The sequence below is a fragment of the Polymorphospora sp. NPDC050346 genome (assembly GCF_040655695.1).
GTDB lineage: Bacteria > Actinomycetota > Actinomycetes > Mycobacteriales > Micromonosporaceae > Polymorphospora > Polymorphospora lycopeni.
Map to the genome: position 1 here is coordinate 169,803 of NZ_JBFAKM010000010.1, position 25,483 is coordinate 195,285.

At 72.7% G+C, this 25,483-nt stretch carries 23 protein-coding genes; 16 read left to right on the forward strand and 7 right to left on the reverse strand.

The genetic code is table 11. The features are described from left to right. Positions 1 to 151 precede the first annotated feature (151 nt). From AB0I42_RS13375 to dapA, 6 genes are read left to right on the forward strand one after another with little or no spacing between them, the layout of a single operon-like run. Positions 152 to 409: a phosphopantetheine-binding protein gene (locus tag AB0I42_RS13375; RefSeq protein ID WP_357537071.1), complete on the forward strand. Its 258-nt coding sequence runs from the start codon at positions 152 to 154 to the stop codon at positions 407 to 409. Continuing rightward, complete coding sequence (locus tag AB0I42_RS13380) at positions 409 to 1,203, forward strand: alpha/beta hydrolase (RefSeq protein ID WP_357537073.1); 795 nt, start codon at positions 409 to 411, stop codon at positions 1,201 to 1,203. The genes AB0I42_RS13375 and AB0I42_RS13380 overlap by 1 nt, the downstream gene beginning before the upstream one ends. Next, positions 1,196 to 2,734, forward strand: a complete 1,539-nt coding sequence (locus AB0I42_RS13385; RefSeq protein WP_357537075.1) for a class I adenylate-forming enzyme family protein — start codon at positions 1,196 to 1,198, stop codon at positions 2,732 to 2,734. The genes AB0I42_RS13380 and AB0I42_RS13385 overlap by 8 nt, the downstream gene beginning before the upstream one ends. Continuing rightward, entirely contained in the window at positions 2,731 to 4,041 is a 1,311-nt protein-coding gene (locus AB0I42_RS13390) for a type III PLP-dependent enzyme (protein ID WP_357537077.1), read from the forward strand. Before AB0I42_RS13385 ends, AB0I42_RS13390 begins: the two co-directional genes overlap by 4 nt. 48 nt (positions 4,042 to 4,089) lie before the next feature. Next, positions 4,090 to 4,998: a hypothetical protein gene (locus AB0I42_RS13395; RefSeq protein WP_357537079.1), complete on the forward strand. Its 909-nt coding sequence runs from the start codon at positions 4,090 to 4,092 to the stop codon at positions 4,996 to 4,998. A gap of 33 nt (positions 4,999 to 5,031) precedes the next feature. Then, positions 5,032 to 5,916 (forward strand): 4-hydroxy-tetrahydrodipicolinate synthase, encoded by an 885-nt coding sequence (dapA, locus tag AB0I42_RS13400; RefSeq protein WP_357537081.1) that lies wholly within the window; start codon positions 5,032 to 5,034, stop codon positions 5,914 to 5,916. A gap of 58 nt (positions 5,917 to 5,974) precedes the next feature. Here dapA and AB0I42_RS13405 read toward each other — a convergent pair whose 3' ends face one another. Continuing rightward, entirely contained in the window at positions 5,975 to 7,147 is a 1,173-nt protein-coding gene (locus AB0I42_RS13405; protein ID WP_357537083.1) for a pyridoxal phosphate-dependent aminotransferase, read from the reverse strand. 59 nt (positions 7,148 to 7,206) lie between these two features. Then, positions 7,207 to 8,808 (reverse strand): thiamine pyrophosphate-dependent enzyme, encoded by a 1,602-nt coding sequence (locus AB0I42_RS13410; RefSeq protein ID WP_357537085.1) that lies wholly within the window; start codon positions 8,806 to 8,808, stop codon positions 7,207 to 7,209. Positions 8,809 to 9,177: 369 nt separating this feature from the next. Here AB0I42_RS13410 and AB0I42_RS13415 point away from each other — a divergent pair, with 369 nt between their 5' ends. From AB0I42_RS13415 to AB0I42_RS13440, 6 genes are all read left to right on the forward strand, one after another. After that, positions 9,178 to 10,995 (forward strand): class I adenylate-forming enzyme family protein, encoded by a 1,818-nt coding sequence (locus AB0I42_RS13415; protein ID WP_357537087.1) that lies wholly within the window; start codon positions 9,178 to 9,180, stop codon positions 10,993 to 10,995. Positions 10,996 to 11,096: 101 nt separating this feature from the next. After that, a complete protein-coding gene (locus AB0I42_RS13420) occupies positions 11,097 to 11,828 on the forward strand; it encodes a PIG-L deacetylase family protein (RefSeq protein WP_357537089.1) in 732 nt (243 codons plus the stop codon). Then, positions 11,825 to 12,514: a hypothetical protein gene (locus AB0I42_RS13425; RefSeq protein ID WP_357537092.1), complete on the forward strand. Its 690-nt coding sequence runs from the start codon at positions 11,825 to 11,827 to the stop codon at positions 12,512 to 12,514. The genes AB0I42_RS13420 and AB0I42_RS13425 overlap by 4 nt, the downstream gene beginning before the upstream one ends. Beyond that, positions 12,511 to 13,875: an amidohydrolase family protein gene (locus tag AB0I42_RS13430; protein ID WP_357537094.1), complete on the forward strand. Its 1,365-nt coding sequence runs from the start codon at positions 12,511 to 12,513 to the stop codon at positions 13,873 to 13,875. Before AB0I42_RS13425 ends, AB0I42_RS13430 begins: the two co-directional genes overlap by 4 nt. A 16-nt stretch (positions 13,876 to 13,891) precedes the next feature. After that, positions 13,892 to 14,824, forward strand: a complete 933-nt coding sequence (locus AB0I42_RS13435; protein ID WP_357537096.1) for a proline dehydrogenase family protein — start codon at positions 13,892 to 13,894, stop codon at positions 14,822 to 14,824. Between the two features lie 139 nt (positions 14,825 to 14,963). Next, the gene (locus AB0I42_RS13440; protein WP_357537098.1) at positions 14,964 to 16,022 is read left to right on the forward strand and encodes a cobalamin-independent methionine synthase II family protein; all 1,059 of its coding nucleotides are present in this window, start codon (positions 14,964 to 14,966) and stop codon (positions 16,020 to 16,022) included. A gap of 53 nt (positions 16,023 to 16,075) precedes the next feature. Here the strand turns inward: AB0I42_RS13440 and AB0I42_RS13445 are convergent, their stop codons facing one another. Both AB0I42_RS13445 and AB0I42_RS13450 read right to left on the reverse strand, forming a co-directional pair. Next, positions 16,076 to 16,414: an Imm51 family immunity protein gene (locus AB0I42_RS13445; protein WP_357537100.1), complete on the reverse strand. Its 339-nt coding sequence runs from the start codon at positions 16,412 to 16,414 to the stop codon at positions 16,076 to 16,078. Positions 16,415 to 16,495: 81 nt separating this feature from the next. Then, complete coding sequence (locus tag AB0I42_RS13450; protein ID WP_357537102.1) at positions 16,496 to 17,434, reverse strand: NADP-dependent oxidoreductase; 939 nt, start codon at positions 17,432 to 17,434, stop codon at positions 16,496 to 16,498. A gap of 176 nt (positions 17,435 to 17,610) precedes the next feature. On the opposite strand from AB0I42_RS13450, the gene soxR reads away from it, so the two are divergent. Then, complete coding sequence (gene soxR / locus AB0I42_RS13455) at positions 17,611 to 18,060, forward strand: redox-sensitive transcriptional activator SoxR (RefSeq protein ID WP_357537104.1); 450 nt, start codon at positions 17,611 to 17,613, stop codon at positions 18,058 to 18,060. A 15-nt stretch (positions 18,061 to 18,075) separates the two neighbouring features. On the opposite strand, the gene AB0I42_RS13460 is transcribed toward soxR, so the two are convergent. Next, a complete protein-coding gene (locus tag AB0I42_RS13460) occupies positions 18,076 to 18,672 on the reverse strand; it encodes a LysE family transporter (protein ID WP_357537106.1) in 597 nt (198 codons plus the stop codon). Positions 18,673 to 18,744: 72 nt separating this feature from the next. On the opposite strand from AB0I42_RS13460, the gene AB0I42_RS13465 reads away from it, so the two are divergent. Further along, positions 18,745 to 19,638 carry a LysR family transcriptional regulator ArgP gene (locus tag AB0I42_RS13465; RefSeq protein ID WP_357537108.1) on the forward strand — a complete coding sequence of 298 codons (894 nt, stop codon included), beginning with the start codon at positions 18,745 to 18,747 and terminating at the stop codon, positions 19,636 to 19,638. Between the two features lie 1,680 nt (positions 19,639 to 21,318). Here the strand turns inward: AB0I42_RS13465 and AB0I42_RS13470 are convergent. Next, the gene (locus AB0I42_RS13470) at positions 21,319 to 21,906 is read right to left on the reverse strand and encodes a helix-turn-helix domain-containing protein (RefSeq protein ID WP_357537110.1); all 588 of its coding nucleotides are present in this window, start codon (positions 21,904 to 21,906) and stop codon (positions 21,319 to 21,321) included. Positions 21,907 to 22,000: 94 nt separating this feature from the next. Between AB0I42_RS13470 and AB0I42_RS13475 the strand changes: the two genes are divergently transcribed. After that, positions 22,001 to 22,924 (forward strand): NmrA family NAD(P)-binding protein, encoded by a 924-nt coding sequence (locus tag AB0I42_RS13475; protein WP_357537112.1) that lies wholly within the window; start codon positions 22,001 to 22,003, stop codon positions 22,922 to 22,924. 104 nt (positions 22,925 to 23,028) lie between these two features. Here the strand turns inward: AB0I42_RS13475 and AB0I42_RS13480 are convergent, their stop codons facing one another. Further along, a complete protein-coding gene (locus tag AB0I42_RS13480; protein WP_357537114.1) occupies positions 23,029 to 24,135 on the reverse strand; it encodes a citrate synthase 2 in 1,107 nt (368 codons plus the stop codon). Between the two features lie 68 nt (positions 24,136 to 24,203). On the opposite strand from AB0I42_RS13480, the gene AB0I42_RS13485 reads away from it, so the two are divergent. Beyond that, positions 24,204 to 25,466 (forward strand): citrate synthase, encoded by a 1,263-nt coding sequence (locus AB0I42_RS13485; protein WP_357537116.1) that lies wholly within the window; start codon positions 24,204 to 24,206, stop codon positions 25,464 to 25,466. Positions 25,467 to 25,483: the final 17 nt, after the last annotated feature.

The following is a 25,483-nucleotide window of genomic DNA, read 5'->3' on the forward strand; positions in this document are numbered from 1 at the left end:
TCCTGGTCAACCAGCCGATCGATGTCAATCACCGCAGGTCGTAGGGTGAACCGCGGGTAGTAGGGCGAACCGCGGACCGTCGGTGAACCGCGGACCGTAGGGTCGACCGCCCGGTCGGTGACCGGGCGGGACAGGGCGAGCAGGGAGATCGATGGTGGAGCGGGCGTGGGACGACACCTTCATCACGGTGCTTCGCAAGCATCTGAAGCTGCTTGCCGCGGATGACCCGCTGGCGCCGGACGCGAGCCTGGTCGAGTTGGGCCTCGACTCGCTGGAGATGGTGGGGTTGCTGATCGACCTGGAGTCCGTCTACGGGATCTCGTTCCCGGACAGCGAGATGAACTTCGAGACGTTCGCCAGCGCCGAGCGGCTGTGGGCGGTCGTGGCCCGGCTGCGGGCGGCGGGCTGATGGACCTGACGACCCTTCGTCATCAGGAACGCGGCCAGGGCACCCCGCTGCTGTTGATCAACGGGCACTTCCAGTCCCGGGACAGCTGGGACCCCACGGTCGCCCAGCTCGCCCGGCACTGCCGGACGCTGACCTTCGAGTTTCCCAACCAGGGCTCGTCGCCGACCGACCCGGACATGAACACGATCGCGCACTACGCGAGATACACCGCCGCCTACCTCGACAGCATCGGCGTCGATCCCGCCGACTGCGTGGTGCACGGCTACTCCTTCGGCGGCAACGTCTGCCGCTACCTGCACCTGGAGATGGGCGTCGACTTCCGGGCGATCATCCTCGGCGGGGTGGGTTCGCACCGGCTGGCCGAATACCAGCTCCGCCGCCTGGCCACCTGGAGCGAACTGATCGCCAAGGGCGAGACCGACCTGTTCGTCCGGACGGTGCTGCTGCAGATCTTCTCCCCGGACTTCGTCTGCCGGCACACCCGGCACTTCGACGTCACCATGAAGGCGTTCGCCGGCCAGTACGGCCGGCGCCCGGAAGCCGTGCTCGCGCTGATCGGCGCGCTGGAGGACTTCTTCCGGCTCGGCCGCGACGGGCCGGACACCTACCGCTGCCCGGTCCACCTGGTGGGGTCCTCCGCCGACCTGCTGACCCCGTGGCAGTACGTCGAGGAATACGCCAAGGAGATCGGCAGCGTGAGCACCCACTGCCTGCGTGGCGGGCACCAGACCCGGGTCGAGCACCACCAGGACTTCGTCGACCTGATGAACGAACTGATGGCGCAGTATGGGTGAGCCGACGCGGGACGGTGCTCCCTGGGGTGTACGGCTGCACTCCATCCTGGACGATGCCGCCCGGCGGCGCCCGGACGCCCCCGCCGTACGCGACGAGCGGGGCGGCTGGTCGTACGCCGAACTGGCCGACCACAGCCGGCGGTTCGCCCACTGGCTGCGCGAGCGGGGCGTACGGCCCGGCGACCGGGTGCTGCTGCGTACGGCGAACCGCCGCGAGCAGGTGGCCATGGTCTTCGGCGCGTCGCGGGCCGGGGCGATCGCCGTACCGGTGCACCGCGACCTCAAGCCGTTCCTGCTCGCCGACCTGGTCGCCGACGCCGACCCGGCGGTCGTGGTGCTGGAGGACGGCGACACCGACGGCTGGGCGAGCGTCGGTGGCCGGGCCGCCGTCGGCGTCACCGAAGTGTGGACGCGCCTGGACGGCACCGGCACCGTCGCCGACGCGCCGGAAGCGGACACCATTCCCGCCGACCTCTGCCTCATGATCTACACCTCGGGCAGCACGTCGCGGCCGAAGGCGGTGACGTCGAGCCACGCGCAGGTCCACTTCGCGACGCTGGCCATCGCCGAACGCCTCGGCTACCGCGCCGACGACGTCGTCTTCGTCCGGCTGCCGCTGTCCTTCGACTACGGCCTCTACCAGGTGTTCCTCGCGGCGCTCAGCACCGCGTCGGTCGTCTTCAGCGACTCGGGGCCGGACCTGACCCTGGACCGCCAGATCCGCGCCGCCGGAGCCACGGTGGTGCCGCTGGTGCCCTCGATCGCGGCCACCCTCACCGCGCTCGCCGAACGCGTACGCCCCGGCGCACCGCAACCCGCGCCGAGCCCGGTCCGGCTGTTCACCAACACCGGCGCGGCGATGTCCGCGCAGAGCATCGACCGGCTGCGGCGGGCCTACCCGGACGCGCGGATCTGCCTGATGTTCGGCATCACCGAGTGCAAGCGGGTCACCATCGGCGAACCCGACGGCGACCTGACCCGCCCGAACTCCGTCGGTCGGCCGCTGCCCGGCACCCAGGTGCAGATCCTGACCGAGGCCGGCACCCCGGCCCCGGCCGGCGAGGTCGGCGAGATCGTGGTCCGTGGCCCGCACGTGATGACCGGCTACTGGCGGGCGCCCGAACTGACCGCCGCCCGGTTCCGGGCCGATCCCCGCACCGGCGAACGCCGGCTGCACACCGGCGACTACGGCTACCTCGACGCGGACGGCCACCTCTACTTCACCGGCCGGCGCGACGACATCGTGAAGCGGCGCGGCCTGCGGGTCAGCCTCATCGAGATCGAGTCGGCGGTCAGCCGGGTCCCCGGCGTCAGCCAGTGCGCGGCGGTGCACGACGCCGACGGTGACCGGCTCGACGTCTACGTCACCGGCACGGTCACCGCCGACGACGTCCTGCGCCAGCTCGGGCAGTGGCTCGACCCGGCCCGTCGCCCGGACTCCTGCCATTTGGTGGACCGGCTGCCGGTCACCGGCAACGGCAAGATCGACCGGGCCGTCCTGCGGCGGCGTACCGAGGAGCTACCGGCATGACCCCGAACGGCGTACGACCGGCCGACGTCACCGGAGCCGGCGACCGGGCCGGCCACCCGGCGGCCCCGACCACGGTCGCCGCACCCGACCACGCGGCGCTCGCCCGCCGGTTCGGCACCCCGGCCTACGTCTACGACCTGGACGAGGTGACCCGCGCGCTGGGGGACCTCTCGGCCAGCCTGCCCACCGGCACCCGCGTCTACTACTCGCTGAAGGCGAACCCGCATCCGGCGCTGGTGGCGGCCCTGGTGTCGGCGGGCTGCCATCCCGAGATCACCTCGTCAGGCGAGGTCGACGTCGCCCTCAGCGCCGGCGCCGACCCGGCGGACTGCCTCTACACCGGGCCGGGCAAGACGCCCGGGGCCGTCGCGTACGCGCTCGACCGGGGGGTCCGGGTCTTCTCCGTCGAGTCCCGCACCGACCTGCGCCGTCTCGACACCGCCGCCACCGGGCACGGTGTCCGGGTCGACTGCCTGGTCCGGGTCAACGGGGCCGCGGCCGGCGGCTCCGGACTGCGGATGACCGGCACGGCCAGCCAGTTCGGCGTCGATCTCGCCGACGTACCGGCACTGCTGGACACGGCGGCACGCTGCCCCGCGGTGACCGTCCGGGGCGCGCACTTCTACTCGATCACCAACGCGGCCACCGAGGAGGCCCTCGTCGCCGAGCTGTGCGGCAGCATCCGCACCGCCGCCTGGCTGCGGGAGAAGGGCCTGCCGCTGGAGGTCCTCGACATCGGCGGCGGCTTCGCCGCACCGTACGCCCGGCCGGGGGAGCGGGTCGGCTACCCCGGGCTGGCCGCCGCCCTCACCGCCGAACTCGACGACCGGGTCGCCGGGTGGCGCGACGGCGACCCGCGGATCGCCGTCGAGACCGGGCGGCACCTGGTCGGGACGTCCGGCACCCTGCTGACCACGGTGCTCGACGTCAAGGACAGCCACGGGCGCCGGTTCGCCGTCCTCGACGCCGGCATCAACCACCTCGGCGGCCTGTCCGGCCTGCGCCGGCTGCTGCCGACCTCCGCCCAGCCGATCCAGGCCGTGGCGAAGGAGGCCGACGACGCCGGGGTCGACCTGGCCGGGCCGCTGTGCACCCCGCTCGACATGCTCGGCCACGGGCTCGGCCTGCCGGGGCTCGCCCCGGGCGACGTCCTGGCCATTCCGAACGTCGGCGCGTACGGGCTGAGCGCCAGCCTGCTCGGCTTCCTCAGCCACCCGGTGCCGACCGAGGTCGTGGTGGCCGGCGGCCGGGTCGTCTCCGCGTCGCGTATCGAACTGCGGCGCGAGCCCGTCCCGGCCGGCGACTGAGACCGCTGGCCCGCCCGGGCGTGGCCCGGAACCGGAGAGGAGGTGTCCGTGGCGGACATCCATCTGTCGTCCATCTCGTACGTCCACGGCGACCCGCGCCCCGTCGCGGGGCTCGGCGAACCCGGCTGCGACGACGAGCGGCTGAGCCAGGACGGCCTGCGCGACTACCGGGAGACGACCGCGTCGTCCCTGGAGATGGCGTGTGACGTCGGCGCGAAGACCCTGGCGGCGGCCGGGGCCAGCCCCGACTTCGTCCTCTACGCCACCGAGACACCGCAGGTGGGCGAGGACGCGCTGTCCACCAACGCCCGGTTGGCCGTCGCGCTGGGCATACCCGGCACGGTCGTGCTCAACCTGGCCGGGCACGGCTGTGGCAACCTCGGGCTGCTGGTCCAGGTCGCCGACGCGCTGCTGAGCCGCCACCCGACCGGCTCGGCCCTGATCGTCACCGCCGACCGGGTGGCCAGCGGCCGGGGCCGGATGATGACCGGCCCGCTGTCGGTGCTCAGCGACGGCGCCGCCGCGGTGCTCGCCACCCGGGAGGCGCCCGCCGCCCGGCCGGCGCTGCGGGTGCACGGCGTCGCCGTACGCACCGACGCGCAGGGCGGCACCGCGGACGTCAGCCCCGCCGGGCAGCGCCGGACGGTCCTGCTCGGCCGTTCGGCCGCCGCCGGCCTGAAGGAGGTGACCGGCCTCGGCCCGCGCGACTACACCCACGCGCTGTTCAACAACTACCGGCTCTCGTCGCAGCGGTTCCTGGCCGGGGCCGCGGGGTTCGCGGCGGCCCAACTGGTGCCGGGACCGGTGGCCGATCACGGACACAGCTTCGCGGCCGACCTGTTGGTAAACTGCGCCCTGTTCGCCAGGGCCGGCACGCTCGAGCCGGGTGCCAGGCTCGCTCTCTCGGCAACGGGACCCAATTCGTGGGCATTGATGGACGTTGAGGTCGTCGGCTGACCGGCGACCGGGATCAAGAGCGAAGGTTGATTGATGACCAAATTGGAAGGCGTGTACCTGCCCCTGGTGACACCGTTCTACGACGGTGCCGTCGACCTGGAGTCGCTGCGGCGGCTGGTCGATCACTACTCGGGCTTCGGGCTGGCCGGTCTGATCATGATGGGCACCACCGGGGAGAGCCCGACCGTCGAGCCCGACGAGCAGCGGGCGGTGGTGGTCGAGACCATCCAGGCGGTGGCGGGCGCCCTCCCGGTGTACGTCGGTGTCGGCGGGAACTCGACCCGGCACGTCGCCGCCGGCATCGCCTCGTACGAGTCGCTGGACGTCGCCGGATACCTGGTCGTCACGCCGTACTACAACCGGCCCCCGGCGGACGGCCTCGTCGAGCACTACCGGGCGGTCGCCGGTGAGACCGAACGGCCGGTCATCGTCTACAACGTCCCGTACCGGACGGGGGTCAACCTCTCCAACGACGCGCTGTTCGAGATCGTGGCGGCCGCGCCCAACGTACGCGCGGTCAAGGACTCCACCGGCAACCTCATGCAGAGCCTCGACCTGCTGCACCGGGCGCCGTCGGAACTGTCGGTCCTCACCGGCGAGGACCCGATGTTCTTCACCAGCCTCGCCAACGGTGCCGCCGGCGGCATCCTCGCCTCCTCGCACCTGGCGACCCGGACGTTCGTCGAGGTCGCCGACGCCATCGCGAAGCAGGAGCTGGTCCGGGCCCGGACCGCCTGGGGCACCATCAGCCCGATGATCCCGTCGTTGTTCGGCGAGTCCAACCCGATGCCGCTGAAGTACTGCCTGTGGCGGCAGGGTCTGCTGCGTTCCCCGGAGTGCCGGCTGCCGCTGACCCGCGTGTCGGCCGGGTTGGCCGCGACGCTGGACGAGCTGACCGCCCAGCTCGCCGCGGCTTAGCCGCCCCTCGCACCGGGCGCCACCGGGTGGTGGCGCCCGGGCGCGGTCCGCGCCGGTGTCAGATGGTGGCGACGAGCCGGTCGAGTGCCGTGGCCAGCCGTTGCGGATCCTGCGCGAAGCAGATCCGGAACCAGCCCTCGTTGCCGGGACCGAACGCCGAGCCCGGCGCCAGGCCGACGCCGGCCCGGGCCACCAGGTCCTTGGCGTACGCGAGATCGTCCTCGACCCCGTCGATCCGGAAGAAGGCGTAGAAGGACGCGGGCACCGGCGGCGCCGAGACCCGCGCGATCCGGCCGAGGGCGTCGTCGACCATGTTCCGGCCGTCCAGGCAGCGGGCCATCAGCTCGCCGACGAACGGTTCGCCCTGCCGGATCGCGGCGACGCCGGCGTGCTGCACGAACGTGGCCGACCCGGTGCTGTTGATCGCGCTCAGGTTGCCGACCTGGTGGGCGAGTGCCGCCGGATGCACCAGCCAGCCCAGCCGCCAGCCGGTCATCGCCCACGTCTTCGAGAAGCTCTGCACCACGAACACGGCGTCGTCGTCGCGGGCCACCTCGAGGAAGGAGGGGGCGGCGAACGAGCCGTCGTACACCAGGCGGTTGTAGACCTCGTCCGAGATGATCCACGTGTTGCGCTGCCGGGCCAGGTCGAGCAGTTCCCGCTGCTCGTCGGAGGTCATCGTCCAGCCGGTCGGGTTGCCCGGCGAGGCGACGAAGATCGCCCGGGTCCGCTCGTCGCAGGAGGCGTCGACGGCGGACAGGTCGAGCGACCACCGGTCCTGCTCGGCGTCGAGCTGGACGAAGCGGACCTCGGCCCCCAGCGCCTCGATCGCGATGACGATGTTGGGCCAGATCGGCGCGACCACCACGACGTTGTCGCCCGGCTCCACGAGGCACTGCAGGGCGATCATGATCGAGGTCATGCCCGACGAGGTCGCCGAGATCCGGTCCAGGTCGATGTCGAGGCCGTGGGTGCGGTGGTGGTATTCCTGGATCGCCGCCCGCAGCGGCGCGATGCCGCGCCGGTCGGCGTAGGTGGTCTTGCCCTCCCGCATGGCCTGCTCGGCCGCCTCCCGTACGACCGTCGCGGTCGGCAGGTCCGTCTCACCGAAGCAGAGGCTGATCGCCCCCGGGTGGCTGCTGGTGACCTTGGCGACCTCGACGATCCGCTGGCTGCGCATGTGCGCCAACGCCGGGCGGAACGGCAACGTGTGTGGCGTGGCCTGGGCCATGTCGACTCCTCGGAAGCGGCGTGGGACGGACGGCCTCCCGGCCGGTGCGGGATCGGCGTTCACCTGACCCGCGGCAGGCGGATCAGTGGCCACGGGCTCGGCATCTCGCCGACCGGCACCTCGATCACCGTCGGCGCGTCCGGCCGGCCGAACGCCGCGGAGATCTCGGCCGCCAGTTCGTCTGGCGTGGTCGCCCGAACGCCGTAGGCGCCGAACGCCTTCGCGAACGCGGGGAAGTCGGGGTTGTGCAGGTCGGTGCCGACCGTCGCGCCGAGACTGCGCAGCTGTGAGCGGCTCACGTTGGCGTACGAGCGGTCGTTGAAGACGACCGCGACGACCGGCAGCCGCTGCTGCACGGCGGTCGACAGTTCGACGGCGGTGTAGAGGAAGCCGCCGTCGCCGGAGATCGACAGGACCGGCCGCCCCGGATTCGCGGCCTGGACGCCGAGTGCGGTGGCGAAGCCGGACCCCAGCGCGCCCTGGTAGGTGACCGGCACGTACGTCGAGTGCGCGTAGATCGGGAAGGCGAACCGGGAGACGTAGCCGACCTGGGTGAGTTCGTCGACGAAGAAGCCGTCGTCCGGCAGCACGGCCCGCATCGCCCGCAGGAAGTCGACCTGGGGCACCAGCCGGGCGGCCTCGGCCTCGACGTCGTCACGGGCCCGCTTCACCCGGGCCAGCCAGTCCTCCCGCTGCGGCGCGTCGTCGACCCGGTCGAGCAGGGCCCGCACCGCGAGGGTCGCGTCGGCGACGATCGGGACCGCGGGTGGCCGTACCCGGTCGATCTCGGTCGGGTCGAGGTCGACCCGGATGATCTGCAGGTTGTCGTCCAACCCCCACTCGACCTGCGGGCGCATCAGCCGTGTGCCGATGCCCAGGACGACGTCGGTCTCGGCCCAGAGCCGGTGGGCCACCGGAAGCGTCACCGACAGTTCGTGGCGGTCGCCGACGATGCCCCGGCCGCCCATGTCCGCCGTCACCGGGCACCGCAGCCGCTCGGCCAGCCGCTGGATCTCGGCGGCGGCACCGCGGGCCCCGCTGCCGACCATGATGAGCGGGGCCTTCGCGGAGGCGAGCAGCGCGGCGGCGGCCTCGACGGCGGCGGGGTCGGGATGCTGGTCGACGGCCGGCCCGGTCCAGCGGTGCGGGTCGCCGGCCTCGGCCCCCCACACGTCGGTCGGCACCTCGACCGCCACCGGGCGCGGCCGGGTCCACCGCAGCCGGTGGAACGCCTCGCCGAGTACGGCGTCGATCTGATCCGGCGTGCCGACGCGTTCGGCCCAGCCGGTCAGCCGGCGCAGGATCCCGAGCTGGTCGGGGACCTCGTGCGGTACGCCGTAGCCACGGCCGAGTAGCGGCGTGGGGATCTCGCTGGCGAGGCAGAGGATGCGGGCGTCGCCGGCGTATGCGGTGGCGAGCGCGGCCGTGGAGTTGAGCACGCCGGGGCCGGAGATGACGGTGTAGACGCCGATCTTGCGGGTGGAGCGGGCGTAGCCGTATGCCATGAAGGCGGCGCCCTGCTCGTGTCGGGTGTGGATGACCCGGATGTCGGTGTTCGCCAGGGCACCGAAGAGGGCGTCCATCTGCTCGCCGGGCACCGTGAAGAGGACTTCCACGCCCTCCGCGACCAGCTTGCGGACGATGTGCTCGGCTACCCGCACCGGACGCCCGTGGTGGTCGCCGCCGGAGACGGCACGGTCGTCACGACGACCGCCGCTGATCCGTGGTGCGATCCGGCGGACCCGGCACTGTCCGTCCGATCCGGAGAGGCTGGCATGGCGTGCAGTGTTGCACATCGCATCGACGGGGTCCATGGTGGATGAGCGGGCCGCCAGCACACGACGGATGTCAATGGTCAATCGGTCAGCTCGGGGTTCCGAATCGTCATTGATATTCCATCGCTGTCGATTGACGGGCGGCCGAACGGGTTGACCGGTAAGGCTTGCGGCCGGCAGTTTGGCGGCGGCCCGAAGGTATCGAAGATTGCGATAGGATCACCGGCGCCCGACGGCGTCACCAGGGGAGTGAGATTGCAGACGAACGGTGTGCTCCTCTTCCGTGACCACGTCGAGGCGGCGCCCGACCGGGCCGCGTTCGTCTTCGTCGGCGACGGCGACGACAGGGTGGTGACCTACGCCGAGTTCGACGCCGACGTGCACCGGGTGGCGTCCGGGCTCCTGGCGGACGGGCTGGCTCCGGGGGACCGGGTGCTGATCTCGGCCCGGCCCGGGCCCGAGTTGTTGCAGGCGATCTACGGGACCGTCCGGGCCGGACTCACCGCCGTGCTGTGTGACCCCGGGTTGCCCGCGCCGGCCGCGGAGGCGATCCTGGCCGACGCCGGCTGTCTGGCCGCGGTGGTCGACGGCGGCGACGGCGGCGTCACCACGGCGGCGGTGCGACGGCTGCCGGCACGCACCTTCACCATCGGTGGTCCCGGGCCGCGCCGCTTCGCCGAACTGCTCGCCGCCCCCGTGGCCGACCTGCCGGTGGAGGTCCCGGACCGGTTTCCGGCGGTCGCCTTCCTGACCTCGGGCAGCACCGGCCGACCCAAGATGATCTTCAAGACGCACGAGCACTTCCGGCTGCTGACCCGCTACCGCAGCGGCGGATACACCGCGTCGGCGGGGGCGGCCACCGAGGCCGAGGGCCGCTACCTGGTCGCCACGTCGCTCTACCACACCTCCGGCCTGAACGCCGGTGTCATGCTGGGACTGCTGCGCGGCTGGACGGGCGTGGTCGCCGACTCCTTCCACCCGGCGAAGATCCTCGTCAAGCTCGCCCTGCACCGCTGCGCCACGGTCGTCTTCACCCCGTCGCAGGCCGCCGCCCTGCTGCGCGAGCGGGACCTGCTGCGGGCCCTGGACCTCAGCGCGCTGCGCTCGATCCGGGTGGGCAGCGGCCCCTCCACGCCCGGCATGCTGGACCGGCTCCGGGCGGCCGTGCCGACCGCCGAGATCCTGAACATCTACGCCCTCACCGAATGCGCGCCCTGCCTCGGCCAGCCGCCCGGCGAGAAGCAGGCGCCGGACAGCTGCGGCCGGCCGTGGGCCGGCGTGGAGGCCCGGCTGCTCGACGAGTCGGGACGGCAGAGCACGGAGGGCGAACTGTGGATCAAAAGCGATCTCATCTCCGCGGGCACCATCCTCGACGAGGTCACCACGCGTGAGCGTTACGTCGACGGCTGGCTGCGCACCCGCGACATCTTCCGGGTGGACGACGAGGGCTGGTACCACTTCGTCGGCCGGATGGACGACATGTTCGTCTGCGGCGGCGAGAACGTCTTCCCCGGCGACGTCGAGAAGATCCTGGCCAGCCACCCGGACGTGAGCGACGTCTGCGCCACCGGGCTGCCCGACGAGATCCTCGGCGCCGTGCCGGCCGCCGCGGTGGTGCTGCGCCCCGGCGCCACGGCGCGGCCGGCGGGCCTGGTACGCCACGTACGGGACAACGCGCCGGTCCACCTCGTGCCGCAGCGCGTCGTGGTCGTACCCAGGATTCCCACCCTCGGGCCCGGCAAGGTCGACCGGCGGCAGGTCCGCGCCGCCCTGACCGCCGCCGCCCCGGCCGCCCCGGCGCCGGTCGCCACCGCCCCGGTCGCCACCGTGGCCGGCGACCCGCTGCACGAGCGGATCGCGCGGATCTGGGGCGAGGTGATGCAGGTGGCCGACCCCGATCCCGGACTGTCGTTCCTCGACGCGGGCGGCACGTCGGCGCTCGCGCTGGCGCTCACCACCCGCCTCAGCGACGTCGACCTCACCGTCGAACTCGGCGACCTGCTCACCGACGGCAGCATCGACGACCTCGTCCGGCTGGCCCGGGCGGGCCGGTCCGACACCCGGGTCGGCTGAGCGGTCCGGCCGTCGTACGCGCAAGGGAAGCGGGTCGCGGCAGCCACCCGCGGAGAAAGGAGACGATCCTGCTACCACTGCCCCGCGACTTCGGTCGCGCCATGGTCATCACCGCGCATCCGGACGACGCCGAATACAGCTTCGGCGGCACCGTCGCCCGGCTCGCCGACGCGGGCACCGAGGTGGTCTACGTCGTCTGCACGGACGGCTCGCAGGGCGGGGAGGACCCGTCGGTGTCCGACGCCGACCTGACCCGGCGCCGCTACGCCGAGCAGCAGGACGCCGCCGACCTGCTCGGCGCCACCGAGGTCGTCTTCCTGGGGCTGCGGGACGGATCGCTCACCCCGGACGTGCCGCTGCGCCGCGCGCTCACCCGCGAGATCCGCCGCCACCGGCCCGAGCTGGTGCTGACCCACCAGCCGCTGCGTTCCCTGATCTTCCCGATCGGCGCGTCGCACCCCGACCACCTGGCCACCGGCGAGGCCGCCCTCGCGGCCGTCTACCCGGACGCCCGCAACCCGCGCGCATACCCGGAGCTGCTGAGCGAGGGACTGACCCCGCACCGGGTCCAGGAGGTGTGGATACCGGGGCACGAACACACCGACTTCTACGTCGACGTGTCGCCGTACCTGACCCGCAAGATCGAGGCCATCCAGCGGCACAAGAGCCAGTTCGCCGACGACGTCGACCCGACGGCGGCGCTGGCCTGGGTGGTCAACCGGCTCAGCGGCAACGGGCAGGTGGCCGGCTGCCGCTACGCCGAGTCGTACCGGCGGATCATCACCGAGGCGGCGGCCGGTGCCGAAGCCGTGACGGCGGAGGCGACCCCGTGACCCCCACGATCAAGGCCGTGATCCCGGCCAAGGCATCCTCGACCCGGGTGCCGGACAAGAACTTCCGCCCCTTCCACGGCACCCGTTCCCTGCTCGACATCAAGGTCGGCCAACTGCTGACCGTGCTGCCGGCCGAACAGATCTACGTCAGCAGCGAGGAGCCCGCCTGCGCCGCGCACGCCGAGCGGCTCGGCATCAACTTCCTGTCCCGGGCACCGGAGCTGGCCCGCAACGAGACGCCGTACGCGTCCGTGGTGAGCCAGATCTGCCGGGACACCCCCGGCGACGACGACATCATGTGGTGTCACGTCACCGATCCGCTCTTCGACCAGTACGCCGAATGCCTCGCCCGGTGGCGGGAGGCCCGCGACCACAACGACGCCCTGGTCGTGGTCTACCCCCGTCAGATGTACCTGCTCGACCACGACCACCGGCCGATGGGCTTCGGCTTCGGCCCCTGGCACCGGCCGTCGCAGACCCTGCCGATGCACTACCAGCTCGGATTCACCCTCTCGATCCTGCGTCGCTCCACCGCCACCACGCTCGGCCCTATCGGCGCGAACCCGTACTGGTTCGACGCGGCCAACCAGCCGGTGGACATCGACACCGAGGACGACTTCCGGATGGCCCAGGCGATCTACGCCTACCTGCACGAGCAGGACCCGGCGCGGGCGGCGGCCCGATGACCGGCACCCCGGCGTATGACGACGCTCCCGACCTGGTCGTACGCGACGTCACCGTGGTCGACGTCGAGGCCGGCGCCCACCGGCCGGCCCGCGACGTGTGGGTGGCCGGCGGGCGGATCACCCGGATCGTGCCGACCGCCGAGGGCGACCCGCCACCGGCGTCGGCGCGGGTCGTCGACGGCGCCGGCCGCTACCTGATCCCCGGCCTGTTCGACTGCCACGTGCACATCGCCTTCAACGGCTTCCTCGGCGTCGAGTCCGACTTCCGCCGGACCCTCAAGCAGATGCTCGTGCACGGCGTGACCCAGGCCGTCGACTTCTTCACCGCCGGCGGCCACTTCCCGGGCTCGGCCGCCGACCGGGTACGCGACGACGTGAACGAGGGCCGCTTCCTCGGGCCGTGGCTGCTCACCTCGTACGGCTGCCTGAACGCCCCCGGTGGCTTCTGCAGCTGCTCGGTCGGCGACGCGGCGAGCGTCGTGGTCACCATGGACGACGTACGCGAGCAGATCGACCGGATCACGGCGGCCCGGCCCGACTTCGTGAAGATCGTCTACGACGACGTCTTCGGCACGCTGCCGAACCTGAGCCCGGACCTGCTGGCCGCGCTCATCGACGAGGCACACCGGCGCGGATACCGGGCGGCGGTGCACATCGCGACGGTCGACGACGCCTCGGTGGCCGTCGACTGCGGGGCGGACATCATCGGGCACGGCGTCATCGACCCGATGCCGCCCGAACTGCTGGCCCGGATGGCGGACGCCGGCACGATCCTGATCCCCACCCTCGCCTCGTACGAGTCGCGGTCGCTGCCCCGCTGGCGGATCTCGCTGCCACCCGCCGCCCCGCCGGACAGCGTCGCGCAGTACCAGCGCCAGCACCGGTCGATCTACGAGATCAAGGACCAGATCGACGACTACGCGCGCGCCTACGACGAGGCGTGCGCCAACCTGGTGCCGCTGCTCGACGCGGGCGTCACCGTCGTCGCCGGCTCCGACGCCGGCACCTGGTACACGTTCCCCGGCGACGCGCTGCACCGCGAGCTGGCGATCTACGCCGAACAGGGCCTCGCACCGGCCCGGGTGCTGCGGATGGCGACCATCGACGCCGCCCGTGCCTTCCACCTGGCCGACCGGTTCGGCACCGTCACCGAGGGCAAGGACGCGAACCTCGTCCTGCTCGGTGCCGACCCGCTGGCGGACATCGCCGCCGTCCGCGCGATCGACGCCGTGGTGCTGCGCGGTCGGCTCCTCGACCTCGACGCGCTGCGCGCCGACATCACCGCGCCGCACGAGACGCCACCCGCCGAGATCGACGAGGAGGTCTGTAGCCCGCACCACCTGCGGACCTCGGTGCACTGACCGGGAAGGGAACACCGTGCTGCGCCGTACCCTGATCGCCGCCGCCAACCAGGACCGGGTCAAGGCGGCCGTGCAGGCCGTGCCGGCGACCCGCGCCGTCGTGGCCCGGTTCGTCGCCGGCGAGACGACGGCGGACGCGCTCGCGGCCGCCGCGACGCTGGTCGCCGCGGGGCTCCGGGTGACGTTCAACCAGCTCGGCGAATACGTCACCGATCCGGGCCGGGCCGGGCAGACCCGCGACGACTTCGTCGCGCTCGCCGGGCGGCTGGCCGACAGCGGGCTGGCCGGCCCCGGCAGCGAACTGTCGGTCAAGCTGTCGGCCCTCGGGCTGCTCGACGGCGCGGACGGCCCGGCCCGCGCCCTGGACCACGCCCGGCTGATCTGCGCCGCCGCCGACCGGGCGGGCGTGCTGGTGACCCTCGACATGGAGGACCACACCACCACCGACAGCACGCTGGAGATCACGCGGGCGTTGCGGCGGGACTTCCCGTGGGTCGGTGTCGCGATCCAGGCCGCGCTGCGGCGCAGCCCCGCCGACTGCGCCGACCTGGCGTACGCCGGCTCGCGGGTCCGGCTGGTGAAGGGCGCCTACCGGGAGCCGGCCGCGGTGGCGCTGCACCGGCGGACCGACGTCGACCTGGCCTACGTACGGTGCCTGCGGACCCTCTTCGCCGGCGCCGGACATCCGCTGGTGGCGACCCACGATCCACGGCTGGTCGCGATCGCCGCCGAGCTGGCCCGACGGACCGGTCGGGGAGCCGGCGACTTCGAGTACCAGATGCTGCGTGGCGTGCGCGACGGCGAGCAGCGCCGGCTGGCCGCCGCCGGCCACGGCGTACGCGTCTACCTGCCCTTCGGGCCACAGTGGTACGGCTACTTCACCCGCCGGCTCGCCGAGCGGCCGGCGAACACCCTGTTCCTGTTGCGGGCCCTGGCCTCCCGGCGGTAGCCGGCCCGGTCCGCGCGGGTAGGCGCCGGTCGCCGACCCTGGTCGGCGCCGTCGGCGGGTCCGGAATCGCTTGCCGCCGAACGGATGCGCGTCACGACTGCCTATTGTGGAATGTCCAGGATCGCATTAGCGTTCATGCATGATTCTCCCGACGGAATCCATCGGAAGCATCCCACGACCGCAGCGGCTGATCGCCGGCATCGCCGACCACGCCGCCGGCCGGATCGACACGGCCGCCCTCGACGCCCTCTACGACGACGCCGTACGCGACACCATCGCCCGCCTCGAGGCCCTCGGCTCGCCCGTGGTCACCGACGGCGAACAGTCCAAACCCAGCTTCGCCACCTACCCCTTGCAGGGCCTGTCCGACCTGGCCTCGGACGGGGCGGTCATCCCGTTCGCCGACGGACACACCCGCCAGCTACCCCGGCTGACCGCCGGCCCGTTCCGCTACGCCGTCCGCTCCGGCCAGTACCTGCGGGCCGCGCGCAAGCACGCCACGGTGCCGGTCAAGCAGGCGGTGATCGCGCCGTCGGCGCTGAGCCTGTTGTACCCCGGCGGCGGCATCGACGGATACGACCGGGAGGCGTTCCTCGACGACCTCGTCGACGAGGCGGAGGCGGACATCAGGTCGGCGTTCGACGCCGGGGCGTACTCGGTGCAGCTGGACTTCACCGAAGGCCGGCTGTCGATCAAGCTCGACCCCTCCAAGGGGGTGCTCGACGCGTTCGTCGCGCTGAACAACCGGGTCCTGGACCGCTTCACCGCGCAGGAGCGGGCCCGGATCGGGGTACACACCTGCCCCGGTGGCGACCAGGACTCCACGCACAGCCTCGACGTCGACTACACCGAGCTGCTGCCGCACCTGTTCGCGCTGAACGCCGGAGTGTTCTACGTGCAGCTCGCCAGCGAGCCGGACCCCGACCGGGTGCTGGCGGCGATCGCCACCCACTCACGATCCGACCAGCGGATCTTCGTCGGGGTGACCGATCCGGTCGACCCGGTGGTGGAAACCGCCGAACTGGTCCGCGACCGGGTGCTGCGGGCCGCCGAACACATCCCGCCGGACCGGCTGGGCACCTGTGACGACTGCGGGTTCGCGCCGTTCGGCGACGACGTGTCGACGTCCAGGGACACGGCCTGGGCCAAGATCAGGGCCCGGATCGAGGGGACGGCGCTGGCGGCGCAGCGCCTGTGAGCCTGGGCCCGGGGTCGGCGGAACGACATCCGTCGACCCCGGCACCGGCCAGCTCAGTCGTCGAACTCGAACCCGTTCGCCTTCGCCAGCTCGACCAGCTCCTGGATCCGTCCGGCGTCCGAGGCGACCGCCGCCATCCGGTTCGCCAGGTCCTCCAGAGCCTCCCGATCCGTGCCGTAGGCGCAGAACATGCCGCCCTCCGGGTCGTACGAGAAACGTCCCTCGAGCGCCGGAGCCTCGGTGCTGACGAGAAGCTGGGCGACGCCTTCCCAGAAGTATCCGTTGGGTTCGTGGCCGAGTTCGGCGATCACGTCGTCGACGGCGGTGGTTCCCGCGTCGAGCAGCAGGGAGTACTTGCCGGGGGACGGCTCGATCAGCCGCATCGGTTCCATGCGGGCAGCCTCGCAGGTGCCGGCCGGCGCCGGCAACCGTGCCCCGTCAGGCATCCCGGCAGCCGGGCGACCGGCCGGCGGTCACGGCACCTGGTTCCCTACGAGCAGGGCCACCTTTCCGTACCCGTGCCCGGTCTCGACGTCGCGGTGCGCGTCGGCGGCCCGGTCCAGTTCGTACGCCGCGCGGATCGTGACCCGCAGCGTGCCGTCCGCGCACCTGGCCAGCAGTTCCGTCAGCCGGGCGGCGGAGCGGTCGCTGCGCAGCGGCCGGCAGCCGAGTTCCTCGGCGAGGTCGAAGTCGGCGATGGTGCCGATCCGGCTCCGGTCGGCGACGAGTTCGACCGCCGTACGCAGGCTGTCGCGTCCGGCCGCGTCGAGTGCGAGGTCGATGCCGCCGGGCGCGGCCGCCCGGATGCGGTCGAGTTGACCGTCGCCGTAGTGGACCGGGATCGCACCGAGCGAGCGGACGTACTCCTGGTTGGCCGCGCCGGCCGTTCCGACGACGGCCAGTCCGCGGGCCCGGGCGAGCTGGACGAGCATGGTGCCGACCCCGCCGGCGGCACCATGGACGAGCAGCGTCTCGCCGGCCGTCGCCTCCAGTCGCTCCAGCGCGGTGTGCGCCGTCTGGCCCGACGCCGACAGGGTGCCCGCCGTGAGCCAGTCGACGGCGGCGGGCTTGCGTACGACCTGGGTGGCCGGGACGGCGACGAACTCCGCGTAGCAGCCGAGCACCCGGAATCCGACGACCTCGTCGCCGACCGCGAAGTCGTGGACGTCGGCGCCGACGGCCTCTACCGTGCCGGCGAACTCGTTGCCGACGACCTGCGGGAACGTGATGTCCGCCCAGGGCGGGAGGGCGCCGGAGCGTACGGCCACGTCGACCGGCTGCACCCCGGCGACGGCGACCCGCACCAACACCTCCTTCGGCCCGTACGGCGGGCGGGTCAGCTCGCGCGTCCGCAGCACGTCCGCGTCCCCGAACTCGTCGAACGCCGCCGCCCGCATCGTCGGTGCGTTCATCGGGGACCGTCCGCCGACGTTGGCGTACCCACCGGATTCGACCTGGTCATAACGCTTCCTCCTGGTCAAGTTCACTTGATGTAGAGTCAACTTCGTCAAGTGCACTTGACGTCAAGGGCCGACCAGTCGGGACAGAGCCAGGGCCGACCGGTCGGGGTGACCGATCGGGGAAGAGGATGCCGCAGCTCGACGCCGACCTCGTGTGGCTGCGGCCCGGCCAGGTCGCCGCCCGGGCCGGCGTGGCCGTCTCGGCGCTGCACTACTACGAGAGTCTCGGCCTCATCCGCAGCCGCCGGACGGCGGGTAACCGTCGCGAATACCGTCGCGACACGCTGCGCGTCATCGCCTTCATCCGGGCCGCCCAGCGGGTGGGGGTGTCGCTGGAGCGCATCAAGGAGGCCCTCGACCAGTTGCCCGACCAGGGCCTGCCGACGAAGCGGGACTGGGCGGCCATCTCCCGGCAGTGGCACGACGACCTGACCCGTCGCATCGACGAACTGACCGCGTTGCGTGACCAGTTCTCCGACTGCATCGGTTGCGGGTGCCTGACGCTGCGGTCCTGCCCGCTGTCCAACCCCGGCGACGTGCTCGGCCGCGAGGGCCCCGGCCCCCGCAGGTTCCCCTGAGCCGGCGTCGCGGGCTCAGCCGAGCAGCAGCGTGACCGCCAGCACGACCATCAGCACGGCGACCCCGCCGTCGACGACGCGCCACGCCGCCGGTCGGGCCAGCACCCCGGCGAGCCGGCCGGCCCCGAAGCCGAGGGCGGCGAACCAGACCACGCTGGCCAGCATCGCACCGCCGCCGAACCACCACGGATACGCGTGCTGCCGGGAGATCGAGCCGATCAGCAGCACCGTGTCCAGGTACACGTGCGGGTTGAGGTACGTGAAGGCGAGACAGGTCAGCAGCGTGGCGCGCAGCGTGCCGGCCGGCCGCCCGGCCGGCGTCAGCGCGCCGGGCCGGATCGCCCGGCGGGCCGCGAGCACCGCGTAGCCGAGCAGGAACGCGACGCCGCCGTAGCGGACGGCCGCGAGGACGGCGGGCCGGTCGGCGATCGCGGCGCCGAGGCCGGCGATGCCGGCGGCGATCAGGGCCGCGTCCGAAACGGCGCAGGTGAACACCACCGGTAGTACGTATTCGCGGCGCAGCCCCTGCCGCAGCACGAACGCGTTCTGCGCGCCGATGGCCATGATGAGTGCGACGGCTACGGAGAATCCGGCGATGGTCGAGGCGATCACCCCGACGACGCTAGGAGCCGGCGTCACTTTGCTCCAGCTAAAGATTTTCAACCTGCATTAGAATCGCTAATCATGGCGCTCGACCCGGTCCAACTCGTCACCTTCCAGGCGGTGATCAACGAGGGCAGCTTCGAGGCCGCCGCCCGCTCGCTGCACGTCACCCCGTCCGCGGTCAGCCAGCGGATCAAGGCGTTGGAGCAGGCGGTCGGGCAGGTCCTGGTCCGGCGCGGCAAGCCGTGCGAGCCGACCGAGGCGGGCACCGCACTGGTCCGGCTCGCCGGCCAGACCGCCCTGCTCGAACGGGAAGCCCTCGACGCCGCGCGCGGACCGGTCGCCGGTGGCCACACCCACACCCGGGTCGCCGTCGTGGTGAACGCCGACTCGCTGGCCACCTGGTTCCTCCCGGCCCTGGCCGCGCTGACGGCCGAGGGCGGGCTCGCCTTCGACATCCACCAGGATGACCAGGACCACACCGCCGACATCCTGCGCGCCGGCACGGCGATGGCGGCGGTGACCGCCCAGCAGGTGCCGGTGCAGGGCTGCCGGGTCGAGCGGCTGGGCGCGATGCGCTACCTGGCGATGGCCGCGCCCGCGTTGCGGCGGGCGCACTTCGCCGGTACGGACGTGGTCGCCGGTTTCGCGACCGCGCCGATGATCGTGCTGAACCGCAAGGACCGGCTCCAGCACCGGTTCCTCGGCACGCTGACCGAGCGCACGCTCGACCCGCCGATCCACTACGTCCCGGCGGCCGCCGCGTTCGTGGAGGCGGTCCGGCTCGGGCTGGGCTGGGGACTGGTGCCGGAGCGGATCGCCGTCGAGGACATCGCCGCCGGTCGGTGTGTCGACCTCACCCCCGGTCGCCACCTGGACGTGCCGCTCTACTGGCAGTACTGGCGGCTGGAGTCGACGGTGCTCACCACGCTGACCACCGCCGTACGGGCCGGCGCGGCGACCGCCCTACGCTGACCTACCCCCCTTCCGCCTCGTTGATCAAAGGGATGCCGACGACGTCGGGCCGCACCGGCCGGCGCTGCTTCTCGTGCCGCTGCGGCTGGGCGTCGTCACCGTCTCGCAGTCTCGTTCACGCCCGACGGGGCCGCTGCCGTGGCCGTCCGGCTCGACGCCTCCGGCTTCGGCCAGGCGACACTTCCGCCGGCTGCGGCGGTGACGGCTCGGTCGTGACCACTCCGGTGCCGCCGTTGGAGAAGATTCTGTCCGGCACACCCGGGTGACACCCCGGCGGTACGGATCGTGCCGTAGCAACCGGGTTCTCGTTGCCCAACCGGAGTCGTGCGGTCGAACGAGTTGGGCAACTGGGCGCTGTCCTGGTGGTGTCGGGTTGGCCAACTGGCTTCATGTGACCGGGGTTCCGCTCGTTGGCCCGGCAACCAGTTGGTTGTTTGCGCCGGTGGTGTGCCCAGTTGGCTCCCGGTTGGGTACGTAGGTGCGTCGGCGCTGCTGGCGTTGGCATCTCACCGGTCCTTGCCGGACGGCAGCTGCCGAGGTCGTGATACCGGGTTCCTTCACGTCGCCGGGACGGGTCGTCGGTCGGCACGCCAGGGCTGGTGAGGGCGGCATCGGCGAGCCTCACCGTTTCGATCCGGCCCTCGGCCCGTACGGGAGCGGGTTCGACGGTCACCTGCCCGCGGCCACCGACATCACGCAGTCCGTCCGGCAGACCACCGCGCCCGCCACTCCGGGGCTGACCAGGGGTAGGCAAACCCCCGGGCAGGACCCTGGGTAAACCCCTGGGCAAACCCCCAGGCAGGCACCCGTCGTCACCAAAGGGCACCATCCGGCCCAACTGTGCAGGTAGCAGCCCATGATCAACGATCATGGTCTGCCCCTAAACATCCCCTTGGGGGATACTCTCCCGACCGGGGGCAGCAGCAAAAGGCCGAGAAACACCCGGCACTGACGCGTCGCCGATCCCCTCCACACGGTCCCGGGCCGCCCTGACCGCTCCGACACCGCCGACCACCACAACCCGCCCCACGACCAGGCCCACGCGACAACACACAGACGGAAACCACCGCCCCGTCCGTGGACACGCGCCGAACCACCCCGGCCGGCACGACAACACCCGCCAACAGGCCCCGACGGCGCCCCCACCGAGATCACCACAGCACGACCACACCAGGTCGGTTGGGTCGACGGACTACCGTGGAATCTCTCCTTCAGAGACCCACACAGCAACACCCGCACGCTGCGTGCCACCGCACACCCGTCGCACACAGCCCACCCGCACACCGCCGGTCGGCGCGACCATCCACCCCGGCAGCACGCACACACCACGACCACACCCACCCCTCAGCAGCACACGCCAGCTGGCCCCGGACACATCCCGGCGCACACCGCCAACCACCACCACACACACCGACGCCGGCCGCCCGACCAGAGCACACACGAACCGGCCCCGAAGGCCTCGGCGACGCACAAGCCCAGATCCACAACCGGCTATCAGGCACGAACTTCCGCTGGCAGGGCCCTCGTCGCACGGTCCGGGGCGGCGCGACGCCCCGGTTGGGCCGGCTGAGCGGCCGGCAACTTCGGCACGACGATCCGCCGGGGCAGAGCCGCTTGTGGAGGTGGGTGGTGTTTCGCCGTCGGACAAAACAGGTCAGGGTTTTGGCGACAAGTCCTTGATCAACGCGGGCGGTGCGGGGCTGGGCTCAGTCCGGTCACGGCGAGCCGGAACAGTCGATCCGCCCGGGCGGCGGGGTCGGGGTGGTGCTCCGTGGCCAGGACGATGCCGACTATCAGTGTGATCAGGTCCGCGACGGTGACACCCGTCGCCACCGCGCCGTCCTGCGCGGCGCGGTGCAGCAGGGGACCGGCCGCCTCTTCCAGCGCCGCCGAACAGGCGTTCTCCTGCACCGGGTCGGATCCGGGGTCGTCGTAGGCCAGCGCGGCCGCCAGTCCGCGGACCGAGACGGAGTAGGTGAGGACGTCGTCCAGCCACTCCAGGAGCGTGTCCCGGCTGTCGCCCCTGCCGGTCAGTTCGTGGGCGCGGACACACAGTGCCTCGATCCTTTTCCGGGATACCGCCTCCAGCAGTGCGCGGCGGGTGGGGAAGTGCCGACGTACGGTCGCCGAGCCGACCCCCGCGGTGCGGGCGATCTGCTCCAGGGAGGCGGCGGCGCCATGGTCGGCGACTTCCTTCTCGGCCACCGCGAGGATGCGCGCGTAGTTGCGCCGGGCGTCGGCGCGCTGGCCGTCGGGCATGGCGTTCATCTCCGAGCTTGCTAAGTGGCGGGGTCCGCCATATCGTAGCCAAGCGTAAACGGCGGGCCCCGCCAGTTAGTTGCCGAGCAGTCGAGGAGCACCCATGTCCACAGCCTCCGCGCCCGTCCTGGTCACCGGTGCCACCGGCAGACAGGGCGGTGCCACCGTCCGCGCCCTGCGTGCGACAGGCGTTCCCGTACGCGCCCTGGTGCGCGACCCGGCCACCGAGCGGGCCAGGGCCGTCGAGGCGCTCGGCGCCGAACTGGTCACCGGCGATCTCCACGACCGCGATTCGGTGATCCGGGCCGCCGAGGGGGTCCGCGCCGTCTTCTCCGTGCAGGCGCCCGCGGTCACCGCGGCGGGCTTCGACTTCGACGGGGAGGTGGCCCAGGGCGTCAACCTCGTCGAGGGCGCCAAGGCGGCCGGTGTACCGCAGTTCGTGCACACGTCCGTCACCGGCGCCGGTCAGCACACTGAGACCCCGGGCTGGGCCGAAGGGCGCTGGGCCGCGGTGGAACCCACCATGACTGCCAAGAGTGCGATCCAGGACCGGGTCCGGGCGGCCGGCTTCCGGCACTGGACGATCCTCAAGCCGGGCTTCTTCATGGTGAACTTCCTGCCGTCCATGGCGTTCCTGTTCCCGCGCGGCATCGAGGGTGGCCTGGTGAGCGTCCTGAAGCCCGACACCCGGCTGTCCCTGGTCGCGGTGGACGACATCGGCCGGGCGGCCGCCGCGGCGATCGCCGCGCCGGAGCGGTTCGACCGGGTCGAGCTGGAGTTCGCCAGCGACCACCTGTCGATGACGGAGATCGCCGAGGTGCTCTCCCGTGTCCTGGGCACGCGGCTGTCCGCGCCGGACATGACCGAGGAGGAGGCGTTCGCCGCCGGGATGCCGGCGATGGGCGCCGGGCACGAGTGGCTGAACGCCGCCCCCCAGCCGGGCCGCCCCCGCTACGCCAGGGACCTCAACATCCCGCTCACCAGCTTCGACGCGTGGGCGCGGGAACACATGCGGGCCGACGCCTGACCCTCAGGTGGGCGAGCCGGCTGACCGCCGCCCCATGCCCGCGGGCATGGGGCGGCCACGCAGCGGAACCTAACGGCGGGACACGGGGCGGCCGCAGACCGGGCCTAACGGCGGGACCGGACGCCGTCCCAGCCGGGCAGGTCCGCCGGGTCGCGGTCGGGCCGGCCGACGTAGTCGGCGGACGGGCGGATCAGCTTGCCGAGCCGCTTCTGCTCCAGGATGTGCGCGCTCCACCCGGCCGTACGGGCGCAGGTGAACAGCGGGGTGAACAGATCCGCCGGGACCCCCGCGAAGTCCAGGACGACCGCCGCCCAGAACTCGACGTTGGTCTCCAGCACCCGGTCCGGCTTGCGTTCCCGCAGCTCGGCGAGGGCGGCGTTCTCCAGCGCGAGGGCCACCTCGAACCGTGGGGCGGCCAGCTCCTTCGCCGCCGCCCGCAGGATCCGCGCCCGGGGGTCCTCGGCCCGGTAGATCGCGTGCCCGAAGCCCATCAGGCGGCGGCCGCCGTCCAGCACCCCCTTGACGTACGCCCGGGCGTCGCCGCCCCGCTCCACGTCCTCGATCATCCCGAGCACCCGGGCCGGGGCGCCGCCGTGCAGCGGACCGGACATCGAGGCGACCGCGGCGGACAGGCAGGCGGCGACGTCCGCGCCGGTGCTGGCGACCACCCGGGCGGTGAACGTCGAGGCGTTCATGCCGTGTTCGGCGGCGCAGACCCAGTACCGGTCGATCGCCTCGACCTGGCGCGGGTCCGGCTCACCCTGCCATCGGATCATGAACCGTTCGGTGACCGTCCGGGCCCCGTTGACCAGCCGCTGCGGTACGGCGGGCAGCCGCGCGCCGCGGGCGGCCTGCGCGACGAACGACAGCATCATCACCGAGGTACGGGCAAGGTCCTCGCGGGCCTGCTCCCCGTCGATGTCGATCAGCGGCCGCAGCCCCCAGTACGGTGCCACCATGGCGGTCGCCGCCTGCACGTCGACCCGGATGTCACCGCAGTGCACCGGGATCGGGAACGGTTCGGCGGGCGGTAGCCCGCGTCCGAAGTCGCCGTCGACCAGCAGCCCCCACACGTCGGCGAAGGTGGCGTGGCCGACCAGCTTCTCGATGTCGATGCCGCGGTAGCGCAGGGATCCGCCCGCACGGTCCGGCTCGGCGATCTCGGTGTCGAAGGCGACGACGTCGGCAAGTCCAGGTTTCACGGTCAGCATCGCTTCAATGTCCGGGCGCCCTGTCGACTCTGTCAATATTGATTCAGTCAATATGGGAGCATGGCCACATGAGCCCGGACCGCCTGCTGACCACCGAGGAGGTCGCTCGCCGGCTGGGCGTCAAGAAGGAGACGGTCTACGCCTACGTCAGCCGTGGCCTGCTGGCCAGCCGGCGCAACGGCGACGGCAAGGAGAGCCTGTTCGCCGAGTCCGACGTCGTCACCTTCGCCGCCGGACGGCGCCGGCCCGGACCCGCCCCCGACGCCCCGGCGATCCACACCGGCATCACCCTGATCACCGGCGACGCGCTCTACTACCGGGGTCACGACGTACGCGTCCTGGCCCGCACCGAGTCGTACGAGTCGGTGGCCACCCTGCTGTGGACCGGCGAACCGCGCCACGTCCCGCTGGTGCCCGACGACGAACTGCGAGCCCTCGCCCGGGCGGTCACCGCGCCGCTGCCGCCGGCCGCCCGGCCGACCGACCGGCTGCGGATCATCGTGGCGGCGGCCGCGGCGGCGGACCGGCTGCGCTTCGACACCACGCCCGCCGCGGTGGTCGCGACCGCCCGCACGATGCTGGACACCATGGTGGCGGCACTACCGGTACAGGCCCGGGAGACCGGCCCGCCGGTGGGCTTCCCGGTCGCCGACGCGCTCTGGCCCCGGCTCACCGCCGCCCCGCCCACCCCCGCCGCGATCGACACGCTCAACACCGCGCTCGTCCTGCTCGCCGACCACGACATCGCCGCGTCGACCCTCGCCGCCCGGGTGGCCGCCTCGGCCCGTGCCCACCCGTACGCGGTCGTCGGCGCCGGCCTGGCCGCGCTCGACGGGCCGCTGCACGGCGCGGCCAGCGGACTCGCGTACGAGTTGCTGTCCGACGCCGTACGCTCCGGCGACCCGGTCGGCACCGTCTCCGACCGGCTGCGCGCCGGCGGCGGCGTCCCCGGCTTCGGGCATCCGCTCTACCCGGCCGGCGACCCCCGCGCGGCCACCCTGCTGGAACTGCTGTGGGCGAGCCCGGCCCCGGCGGCCGGCCCGGGCGCGTGTACCCGCGACCTGGTCGCCGGGGTGGCCGACGCGGTGACCCGCCGCTCGGGCACCGCACCCAACGTCGACTTCGCCCTCGCCGCCTTCACACTGCTCAACGGGATGGCCGCCGACGCCGGGGAGGCGATCTTCGCCGTCGCCCGCACCGCCGGCTGGATCGCCCACGCGCTGGAGGAGTACGGCGACCGGCCCAGCCGGTTCCGGCCCAGCGGCCGCTACGCGGGCCGGCTGCCGAAGGACGTACCGGCCCGCGGCCGAGCCGGCTCCGTCCGGGCCTGACCAGGACCCTGGGGGCC